Consider the following 10,612-nt stretch of genomic DNA (forward strand, 5'->3'; position numbering starts at 1 on the left):
AGAGCATGCGAAATTTTATACAGTTTTTCGGCTAATCCAATAACAAACAAGAACCCTAAAACCGCGCCAGGATAGGAATGTATAAAAAATGCATAAATCCATAGAACAAAAAAAGGAGGCTCCTTTGTGAGAGTCGGGGTTTCTCTTTGTCCTTGTTACCGATAATCGAGAGGTTATGTTAACCTAACATGAATATAATATACAAAAGGGATTTATAAGATTTGACGAGAATAAAATTGTATTAAAAGGATATCGGAGGGTTTTTATGAAACTAGTAGGACAACAAATATATCTTCGACTTTACAAAATTTCTGACGCGAGCGAGCTAACTTACATACTAGAAATCGCGAATTTTTTCAACGAGTTTGTCCATTACTCCCAGAAGTCTTTTATACAGAAGAACATCAAAAAATACGCATTGAACGGGCATTAAAAAAGAAAGACGAAGGCCAAGTATACGCTTTTGGAATCTTTTTAAAAGCAACTGATAAACTTATCGGAGACATTTCATTAACTCAAATTTCTAGGGGGGACGTCCAAAGCTGTTATACGGGATTTACCTTAGATAGGGAGCATAATTCAAGGGGCTATACAACAGAGGCTCTTCAACTTGTTGTAGACTTTGCATTTAGAGAATTAAAACTACATAGAATGGAAGCAGGAGCTATGCCTGACAATATGGCATCTATTCGTGTATTAGAAAAAGTAGGGTTTAAAAAAGAAGGTATAGCTAAAGAAAATGTAAAGATTAATGGCAAATGGACAGATCATTAAATGTTAGCTATTATCAACAACTTGGATGTGTAAGCTTATTTCACTTCTGATAACGGGAATTAAGTAACCTACTAATAATGGTCTGTTGAGTTATCTTTTTTTGTTGTATGCATATTAGAAGCATAAGTTGACCAAAACGGCCATCTTATGCTTCTTGTTACAGATAAGAAGGTTATTAGTAATAATACAACTAAACATTCTACGATAGATTTAGGGAAGTTTAATCATTTTTTAGAACATGATGAGTTATGTTTATTTCAACAAGATGATGTAGCTTGGTATGGATATACATTTAACCATAGGGATCAAATGTATTTACAAAACATCCTCAAGTATTGGTGGTGTAACCTTAAGTTCAATAAGTGAAGTTTCAGATGGGGAACCAGATTGTATATGGAATGTTAGAGCTGAAGGTACTCTTTATTTAACTAATAAAAAAGTAATTCTTTATGATAAAGGATTTAGCAATATATGGACTAGTTTGAGTATTGAAGGAGATTACCCAGAACAAGTTTTAGGTTTTTCTTTAGATGATATTTTAAATGTGAACCAGACAGTTTTAAATAATAAGGGTTTAAAAGGAATTATGATAACAACAACTAGCGAACAAATGATTTTGGCTCCTTCACAAAGAAAATATTCAGGAAGAAAAACTCCAATAGTGAAGGAATATGAGTCTCTTCAAGTACTTGGAATACGATTATTAACTTTTAATGATGTATCTAGAATTAATGAATTAAAAAGAGAGATTGATGAAATTACAAATGCACAATCTTTTAAAAGATCTTTTTACCCTCTTTTTTTGTATGCGTATCTTAATAAATTGAATAAAAAAAGAAAAGACACCCTAAGGTGCCTTCCTCCGACTGGAACTATCCCGACTGTGTCCCTATTTGTCATTTTTGTAGGATTTTTAATTTGAATATCCAGAATAACACACCTAGTGTAATATTTGTATTGTTGATATCTTTAGTGGGGGTAGTCATATCTTGACTACTCTATTCTTTTTTATTTGAGACAAGGGAGAGGAGAATGTTCAGTGAAGATAGAGAGGACTTTGAATTCTGTTGTATTAGTATATGATAATATAAGGATTGTCCCCGAGGTTTTAGATTTTACCAATCATTTAACTCAGCAATGGAAATCTATTAACACTATAAGAAGTTATATACGGGATTTAAAGATTTATTATGAGTGGATGGAGTTAGAGGATTTGCAAGTTTATGGAGTGAAACCGCGCCATATGCCTAGTTTTATAAAGTATGTGGATTCTAAGAACGTTAGGGGAAAAGTATCCGCAGCAACATTAAATAGATACTTGGCTACATTAAGTACATTTTATTGGTACTTCGAAGTAATGGAAGGATTTATTCAAGAGATTGATATAAAAAGTACATCTAAACTTAAACATAATTTATATAATAAGGGCTACTTGAGACACGCTACAAAGAATTGGAATGGATCTGTCTATTCTTTTTTTAGCGGAAGAATCCTAAAAAAGCTGATAAGAAGAGAATATTCCCTGATGTAACAAAGCAATTTTATCATACGATTGAGAAGAGATGGCTTAATAATGAAAAATTAAGGATACGAAACAAATTGATATTCAAGGTGCTGTATGAAACAGGTATGAGGATAGGAGAACTCTTACTTCTTTCTAAACAATGATGTGAGGAGATTGCCGGAATTCAATCTTAAAAAACTCACTTGGATTGATGCGTCCTCAGGTAGACAAAGTATATTATCTTCTTTATTTCAATACATTGTATAGTCTAGACTTTGAATGAATTTAATTAAATTAAATGAATTATATATTTAGCTGCCAGTATTTATAAAATGATAAGCATAAAAACATACTTTTTATCTAACTATTAGAAAGTTATTCTTTAAAAATTAACGTCAAAAAACTCATTTTTGCGGGAAATAAGAAAAAGAAGTGATTATTTATGAATTATAATCTTACTGTAGCAAAATATGTATTGTTTACATAAAGTGTAACAACATTGATTTTTTAAGAATAATAATTCCCTTAATTGGAAAGATAAAAAATTTTTACATTAATTAATAAAAAGAGGGAGATGTAGAAAAAATGGATTCTGCTTTTATTAAGGTAATTCAAGAAAATAATTATTCTATAAAAAAGGGGTATAAATCCCGTTTGAACCCTCAGTATTTTGATGATTTTACTAATATGACTTGGCAACCACAAGTGTATGCTTTGGTCAAGTATTTAGGAAAGTATTTAGACTGTTCGTATGTTATAGATATTGGTTGTGGAACTGCTGGGAAACTAGTGAAATGCTTTCCTGAATTTCAAATTATAGGAGTAGATATAGGAAGTAATATGGAGTTTTGCCAAAAAAATTACAACTATGGAACATGGATAAATCATGATCTTGAATCCTCTCAAATGTTAAATATTTCAAAAGACATTCTCGATAAATCTGTTATAGTGTGTTCGGACGTAATTGAACACCTCAAAAATCCATGCTACTTACTATGGAATATAAAGAATATGATGAATTCTGCGCCTGCTTGCATATTATCTACGCCTGAAAGAGACATTGTAAGAGGAAAAAATGATTTTGGGCCACCTGAAAACATTTCCCATGTTAGAGAATGGAACATGAATGAACTTGTTGATCTATTTAATTTTTTCTCCTTGAACATAAAGTTTACCGGCTTAACTATAAATAATGATGTCCATAAAAGAAAGGAGACAATCTTGACTATGCTAGTTAATGACTCCCATCATAAGGCAAAACAATTAGGCGAGTTAAAAACACAAACTATAAAAGATATTATTTAAATCTTAATCTAACATATAAGATTAGCTGGAAGATGTATGGATTTTTATTTATATGGGGTCCCATGCGTAATTACATGTTGTGATAATCTTGATGCCCCTTGTGGTGATTTCAATTGGATCGGGCAAGATCGAAAAGCAAGGAAAACCTTGGGGGGGTGGAGTAAATATAAGGGTTGAGCGCTGCCGGATAATAATTCGAGCTTATTTTGCTTCCATAGGAGGAATTTGTGAATGGTGTCAATTATAACTTGTACGATGAGAGAAGAATTTATGGACAATGTTTTTGCGAATTATGAAAGACAAATAGGGGAAGACAAAGAATTAATCATAATTCTAAATAGAGGCACTATGGATTTCAAAAGGTGGGAGGAAAAGGCAAGCGGCTACAGAAATGTGAATATATATCAGCTAGGTGAAGAATATACTTTGGGTGATTGTTTGAATTTTGCGATTGATCAGTCTAAGTATGACTACATCGCGAAATTTGATGATGATGATTACTATGGAGCAGCCTACATCATTCGCTCCATAGAAGGGTTTAAAAAACCTGACGTTTCTATTGTGGGTAAGAATTCTTTCTATATGTATATTAAAAGCAAAAGAGCATTAATTTTAGCAAATGATAAGGAACACACATACACCGATTGGGTGGCTGGTGCGACCCTTGTAGTAAAAAAGGAAGTATTCAGTAAAGTGAAATTTAGGAGTAGGAATATAGCTGAAGATGCTTTTTTCATAGCAGACTGTAAGCTGTATGGATTTAAAATGTATTCAACTGATCGCTTTGATTTCACCGCACTAAGGAGAGATCCTAATGAACATACATGGCAAGTAAGTGATGAAGTACTTCTGAATTGGGGGCAGCTGGTTGCTTATACAGATGACTTTGAATCAATAGTATCAACGAATGCTTAGAAATTTATTTAATATTGAATTCGTAATTCTATATAAAGTTAATATTAAAATGAATACAAAAATTTTTAATAGAGGAGGGTTGTAGGGCAAACTACTTTTTAGTACAGCATTGAAAAGATGCTGGATTCCCATAAAAAAATAAAAGAGAGGTATACAAAATGGAGCTTCCTGTATACTTCTCTTTTTTATATCAATCTTTGAGTATGAGTCAGATAAGACTTACAGTATAAATCTTATGTTTATGTGGGAAATACAGGATTGCGAAATGTATGTTTGGAAAACTAATAGGAAAATTAGATGCATCTAGGAGTTGATAAGACGAAAAGTATATTTTCTAGAGAAATAGAAAATAAAGTCTCATTGTTTTTTTTCTAAAATAAGCTGTCTCATGATTTCTGGATTATTGCTTGCATGTGCATAGCGTGTATACAAAGAATAATTCATTTCATAATGGGGATTGCCAGTTGCCTTAACAGGCGGATGCCATAAGTGATATATACTTCTGTCCAACCTTTTAAAATGGCCACAGATGGTATTAACAGATAATGCAAATGCGTCATCTTCCCCACCCCATCCGAGAAATCTTTGATCAAAGCCATTTACAGATTCAAAATGCTTTCTAGGGATAATGACTAAGCCTCCTGTTATATTACCTATATAAGCACTGACAGGATTTAATTCTAGTTCCAGTTTAATGGGCCAAATTACTTCTGTATTTAGTAATTCCTTTGTACTGTCTTCTGTTAAATATTGAATATCAGAATACGGAACTATCCAAGCATGATTATCAAGTAGGTTTATTGCTTCATTAATAAGTTCTGGGTCGTATACAATATCCGCATCCGCGATTATAAAGATATCTCCTGTAGCTTTTCGTGCAGCATTATTGACTGCTTGTGATCGAGAAAAGAGATTTGTATTACAACAGCCTACACAAATCTCTGCTTCTGGCAGTAATCGATTATAGAAATCCTTTACCCAATTGAATATGACATCCCTTGGACCTTTATCAGATCTATAGGGGATTAAGATTGATATATTTTTCATCATTACTCTCCTTTACTCATTCTAAAAAACAATAATGCGTAAGAAAAATGCCTGAAAAGAGAATTTTTGTAACAAGAACTTCACTTAATTAAAATTACTTGTACTGGAATTTAAGGTTATAAAAGTAAGCAGTTAAACTGTTACTTCCGTATCCAATGGTTTTTACTTAGATTTTTTAAAACAGTATGTTAAATTCATTATTATTTTATGTAGGAGACATGTATTTGGATAACATGAATATTAACGTTCATAAACTCATTGTGCATGAAATAATATTCAGTTTTAGTTTCGATTTAAGTTTAACCGTGAACAACGATGTATCAACGCTGTTGATACTTATGTCATATCATAATTTAGTCTGTTAGCTAATGTAAGATAATGGAGATGATATGGTTAATTTAAAAATTATTAAAATGCGATTTTAAAATATTATATAGTCATTGAAGTAAACCTTTCGTTGTTCCTTTCATATATTACAGGTGAAAGGAGAACGGGATTTGAAAAAAAGAAAATATTACAATCTTACAAAGACATATTTTCTTTTCAGATTCTATGCGTTTTGTTGTTTTTAATTTGTTTTTTTCATTATTTCCTCCATCATTTCCACCAAATCACGAAAGCTCAAGTTGTACCGTGGGTACCATCTTACTGTTTGCAAAATAATATCATGATGATAATGCTTCCACTTGAATAAATTTCGATTTTCCATACTGATCCCGCACCTTTTTTAGAGTAATAGTATCAGTATGTCCAAGATTTAGAGATTACTTGCAATTACCTTGAAGTTTTCGCACCGGAACCGCCCAGTTCATGACATTATGCCATTAATGGGAATCATATATGATGATATGTTCACCTATTATGAATCTCAAATTTTAATCGCTGAAAAAGGTCCAGCTCGTGGACAAAGTATCGGGGATCTTCGAAACTTCTTTACTCCTGAAAATCTAGACAATAGGCGACGAAAGCGGATTGCTGTAAATTTTGATTATAAAAAGTTTTTTAAAGAATTTATGACTGTAATGACAAAAGAACAATTTTAAATTTAAAAAACAGCGGTAACTAAAAAGAATACAGAACGTATAAGTCGTCTATTTTAATGCTCGTATATCTTGGATTATTGGTGTATTTTCGGTATTACTTGTGCATTTATTGCTTTAATAATCGGCGGTATGGTAGCTGCTTTCGAAGACAACACAATACGATGCAGTGGATGGGGGGCCAATTATCATCCAGATGCTATTTCTCCAAAAGGGTTATGTGTATGGTGTGACATTTTCTCATTTCCATATGAAGAAGGTTATGGAGATGATTATTAGGGGTCACAACGCCATTTCGGGAAAATTGTATGTTTAGACACCTTTTGGACATTAGCGAGTTGCTTTCTTATACGTTAAGAAGAGGGAGATCTTTCGTTTTTGATAAAAAGAACAATAATAAAGTTAAATATATACAGCAAAAAGAAAATTTTATTCACAAATTTCATAATGAAACATATATATAGGGTATAGGAGGTTCCTGTTCCTCCTGTTGCGCCTGTGAAGAATAGAGCTAATATTTATAAGTACTATAAATATAGCTCTATTCTTGTTATTTTTGTGCGCACCCTACATTAAAAAAAGTGAAAAGTATACATATTGTAAATGCAAATGTTTTGTTTGTTCAACCTGGTATCTCTTTTTATTATTCATCACTAGAAATGTCTACATATAATGTTTTTAAGAAAGTAGTACAAGCCGTCACAATGGCTTCCAGCACTAAGGGTTTTTGAGTCTCTTAACTCTGTTTTTAATTATGGTGCATTAGCGACCGATTGTAATAGTTTTTCTTTTTGTAATGCAAAGAAATGATATTGTGTTGTATTAGGTTTATATATAAAAAGAGACATAAAATGTGTCCTTTTATATTCGCAATATTTTTTACAACGAGATAGTATAAGACACCAAGGTTTTTATAAAAAGAAATAAGAATACCACATTAATAATAAGGAAATACATCCAATTGCAAGCGCTATGCATTTTAAGACATGTTTTTCTCTTCTAACTTATTCTAAAAAACTAACCAAATGGTTAGTTTTTTTATTGGAATTGTGGAATGTTAATCATACTTTGTTTTAAATTAAATTTTATTTACCTTAAGATAAAAGAATGAAACCTTTTCAAAAAAATGCATAAACTATAATTGATATAAATCCACTCTAGATCAGAAGGAGTGGGTTTAGTATATTCATAAGGACACAACTTAGTTAAGTCCTTATGACAACCAAGAAATTTAATGAAGAGTTTAAAATAATGGTGGTTGAATTATATCATTCGGGGCAATCCGTAAAAGAATTAGGTAAAGAGTATGGCGTATCAGAAGTATCAATTTATAAATGGATTAAAAAATATACTTCTATTACATCAGTTGATGAAGATGAAAAAATACTGGACAAAATAACATTGGACGATCTAAAACGAATGAAAAAAGAACTGCTTCGTCTAAAAGAAGAGAATGAAATTTTAAAAAATGGCTATATTCGCGAGATAATAAACGATACAGAAATACAATCATTTATTGATTGCCAAAAGGAAACGTACTCTGTTCATACAATGTGCCAAGCTCTTGGAATAGCAAGAAGTTCTTACTACCAATCTCATCACAAAGCAGAGTCGAAGTGTAGTCGTGAAAATAATGAATTAAACACATTTATCAAGATAGCAAAGAGTGTTATGGTGTACTAAAGATTCATCAAACACTGTTGGAACAAGTAAACTTAGCACTATTTCAATGCATTGAGGGAGGGTATAACCGCAAGCGAATTCATAGTATTATTGGATATAAAACTCCTCAAGCTATAGAAAATTTAACTATAGAAGTAGCTTATATTTAACTTTTTTGTGTCCGAAATATTGACTCAAATTAAGAGATGGATTGGGGCTTCATCTCTTTTTTTATAAATTTTTACTTTTGTAATCAATCATTACATTTACACTTAAAATGTTCTAAATTAATACAAATTAATTTAATGATAAAAATTGAGTAATATTACCAGATCATTTGTTTTTTAAAATCATAGAATATATTAGTATTTTATGTAAATTATAAAATACTAATATATTCTATATTTTTTTAGGTGGGTGAAAAAATGGGTAATTTTAACAAATGTAATCATATTCCTTTCCCATGTGCTTTTCCTGTTGAACAACCAGGACCAACAGGTGCAACCGGAGCAACTGGAGCAACTGGAGCAACTGGAGCGACAGGAGCGACTGGACCAACAGGTGCAACCGGAGCAACTGGAGCAACTGGAGCAACTGGAGCAACTGGAGCGACTGGAGCGACTGGAGCAACTGGAGCAACTGGAGCAACTGGAGCAACTGGAGCAACTGGTCCAACTGGAGCAACTGGAGCAACTGGAGCAACTGGAGCAACAGGTGCAACTGGAGCAACTGGAGCAACTGGTCCAACACAAGATACTGAGTGTGATTGTTGTGTTACACCAATGCAAAATGTATTATCTCAAATACCGGTAGGAACAATAATTACTTTAGGGACAATTGATGATACATCTGGTAATTTACAAAATGTAGCTTTTCAGTCAGCATCTAATTTCATTGCAATAGTTACACAAGGAGCTAATACGATTGCTGTTCCAATATGTAAAGTAACAGGCGTAGCTGGAAAGACCGCCCCTGGCCCTGACAATCCAGCAGCAATAATAAATAATATTGATCTTGAAACACCTGTTGATAATACAGGTGAATGTGCTTGTTGTGAAGATCCTATACGAGAATTTTTACAAACTATAATAACGGCTGATATTGATGTACTTGGACCTGCGTTTAATAATATACAAAATGCTTCGATTTCGTCAGTAGGTGAAGGAACAGTAAAAATTCAAGCTAATGGTTTAGATGTAGCTATCCTATCTATATGTAAAATAACGCAAATCAGTAATTTTAGTTAATTCTTATTATTTTTAAAATGCTAAAATTCTTGTTTCGTTAATAGCTCATCATCTAGTTCTGCGCGATCAATTTTTTTCATCTTTCAGGTTTTCTTGTTAAACGTTCGACAAGGAATTTTAAAAAATCAAAATCAGCTAGTACTCATTTCATGATTTAGTTCCATTGTTACACAGATTCCTATAGGGACGTTCGGTCCCTATACTACATATGTTTAGTTGCCAATTAATCAAGAAAATTGTTTTATATGTGCATAAAAACGTAGGAATTTTATATAGTTCGTGATAAAACAATTGCGCGTAATAAATAATTAGCTGCTAGAAGTAAATAAAAATCATCGTAAAATAATAGAAGCTCTTACATCTAAACAGTCATCTGAACAAGCAATATATAAAAGAATTGCTGAAAAGTAAAATAGAAGAATAAATCTTAAGTCATGTACAGAATTTTAGTATCATGGGGATTATGAGAATATCTAACTTCTTATAATAGGACGTTATATTAACCCTCTATGAATAAGTATTCATAGAGGGTTTTATAAAATTCAATATAGGTTAGCAAACCCCAAAATCCTTGGGGGCTCCCTCGCCGGTAGGCAGGATCAAAAGGGTACCTTTTGACAACCACAAGAGGGTTGCATAGTCAATCTGTCAATTCCTTAATGCTCCTTCATTTCGCTGCTCGCTCCATTCCGTCCGCTTACCGTTGACAGACACAATACAACTACCTCTATTTATTTATAAGATCATCCTATTTTTCTTAATTAAGTGTCCCGGAAATGTGAATTTATAACGTTAAGTTGTTTATAGCAATAATTATATATTTAGGACACACACACATTCACTTACTATAATTCATGTTGTTTTTCTTAAAATATTCCAATATAAGCTTTTGAATAGAAGTTTATTTTCAATTTCGTCAATAAGAAAAACCACAGCAATCGCTGTGGTTTTGACCAAAACTATTTTGTAAATGCTCATAGCATTGTATGTTGGATTTCAATTGTAAGTTCGAATGTGAACTTTTTATTATTAGTTTACATTCGAATCACCGGAAATATTGAATTCTTACCAAATTACCTGATATCCTCAATTTACATAACAAAAGTATACATTCAAAA

The 10,612-nt window shown here is 32.1% G+C and carries 9 protein-coding genes and 3 pseudogenes; 10 read left to right on the plus strand and 2 right to left on the minus strand.

Annotated features, from left to right (window positions below; genetic code table 11):
* Positions 1 to 265 precede the first annotated feature (265 nt).
* From MR065_RS23420 to MR065_RS23440, 6 genes and pseudogenes are all read left to right on the plus strand, one after another.
* A pseudogene (locus MR065_RS23420) lies at positions 266 to 774 on the plus strand (GNAT family N-acetyltransferase).
* Between the two features lie 280 nt (positions 775 to 1,054).
* A complete protein-coding gene (locus MR065_RS23425; RefSeq protein WP_242215237.1) occupies positions 1,055 to 1,696 on the plus strand; it encodes a hypothetical protein in 642 nt (213 codons plus the stop codon).
* Between the two features lie 117 nt (positions 1,697 to 1,813).
* On the plus strand, positions 1,814 to 2,305 hold the full coding sequence (locus tag MR065_RS23430; RefSeq protein WP_242215238.1) for a site-specific integrase: 492 nt from the start codon (positions 1,814 to 1,816) through the stop codon (positions 2,303 to 2,305).
* Between the two features lie 20 nt (positions 2,306 to 2,325).
* Positions 2,326 to 2,442: a hypothetical protein gene (locus tag MR065_RS27800; protein ID WP_396022392.1), complete on the plus strand. Its 117-nt coding sequence runs from the start codon at positions 2,326 to 2,328 to the stop codon at positions 2,440 to 2,442.
* 421 nt (positions 2,443 to 2,863) lie between these two features.
* Entirely contained in the window at positions 2,864 to 3,583 is a 720-nt protein-coding gene (locus MR065_RS23435) for a class I SAM-dependent methyltransferase (protein ID WP_242215239.1), read from the plus strand.
* Between the two features lie 231 nt (positions 3,584 to 3,814).
* Positions 3,815 to 4,498 (plus strand): glycosyltransferase family 2 protein, encoded by a 684-nt coding sequence (locus tag MR065_RS23440; RefSeq protein WP_242215240.1) that lies wholly within the window; start codon positions 3,815 to 3,817, stop codon positions 4,496 to 4,498.
* A 357-nt stretch (positions 4,499 to 4,855) separates the two neighbouring features.
* Here the strand turns inward: MR065_RS23440 and MR065_RS23445 are convergent, their stop codons facing one another.
* Together MR065_RS23445 and MR065_RS23450 are read right to left on the minus strand one after the other, a co-directional pair.
* On the minus strand, positions 4,856 to 5,545 hold the full coding sequence (locus MR065_RS23445) for a galactosyltransferase-related protein (protein WP_242215241.1): 690 nt from the start codon (positions 5,543 to 5,545) through the stop codon (positions 4,856 to 4,858).
* Positions 5,546 to 6,134: 589 nt separating this feature from the next.
* A pseudogene (locus MR065_RS23450) lies at positions 6,135 to 6,254 on the minus strand (IS6 family transposase); the annotation flags it as partial.
* 118 nt (positions 6,255 to 6,372) lie between these two features.
* Here MR065_RS23450 and MR065_RS23455 point away from each other — a divergent pair.
* The 4 genes and pseudogenes from MR065_RS23455 (at position 6,373) to MR065_RS23470 (ending at position 9,494) form a co-directional block, all read left to right on the plus strand.
* Positions 6,373 to 6,588 (plus strand): hypothetical protein, encoded by a 216-nt coding sequence (locus tag MR065_RS23455; RefSeq protein WP_242215242.1) that lies wholly within the window; start codon positions 6,373 to 6,375, stop codon positions 6,586 to 6,588.
* Between the two features lie 69 nt (positions 6,589 to 6,657).
* Entirely contained in the window at positions 6,658 to 6,864 is a 207-nt protein-coding gene (locus tag MR065_RS23460) for a hypothetical protein (protein ID WP_242215243.1), read from the plus strand.
* 936 nt (positions 6,865 to 7,800) lie between these two features.
* Positions 7,801 to 8,402, plus strand: a pseudogene (locus MR065_RS23465) (transposase); the annotation flags it as partial.
* Positions 8,403 to 8,672: 270 nt separating this feature from the next.
* On the plus strand, positions 8,673 to 9,494 hold the full coding sequence (locus MR065_RS23470; RefSeq protein ID WP_242215244.1) for a bclA protein: 822 nt from the start codon (positions 8,673 to 8,675) through the stop codon (positions 9,492 to 9,494).
* Positions 9,495 to 10,612 lie beyond the last annotated feature (1,118 nt).

Origin of the sequence: Bacillus cereus group sp. BfR-BA-01383, from assembly GCF_022663495.1 — a bacterium.
Lineage (GTDB): Bacteria > Bacillota > Bacilli > Bacillales > Bacillaceae_G > Bacillus_A > Bacillus_A cereus_AU.

Bases quoted from the DNA above. Each gene is read 5' to 3' on its own strand.
- MR065_RS23425 (WP_242215237.1), top strand. From the start codon at position 1,055: ATGGATATACATTTAACCATAGGGATCAAATGTATTTACAAAACATCC.
- MR065_RS23435 (WP_242215239.1), top strand. From the start codon at position 2,864: ATGGATTCTGCTTTTATTAAGGTAATTCAAGAAAATAATTATTCTATA.
- MR065_RS23440 (WP_242215240.1), top strand. From the start codon at position 3,815: ATGGTGTCAATTATAACTTGTACGATGAGAGAAGAATTTATGGACAAT.
- MR065_RS23445 (WP_242215241.1), bottom strand. From the start codon at position 5,545: ATGAAAAATATATCAATCTTAATCCCCTATAGATCTGATAAAGGTCCA.
- MR065_RS23455 (WP_242215242.1), top strand. From the start codon at position 6,373: ATGGGAATCATATATGATGATATGTTCACCTATTATGAATCTCAAATT.
- MR065_RS23470 (WP_242215244.1), top strand. From the start codon at position 8,673: ATGGGTAATTTTAACAAATGTAATCATATTCCTTTCCCATGTGCTTTT.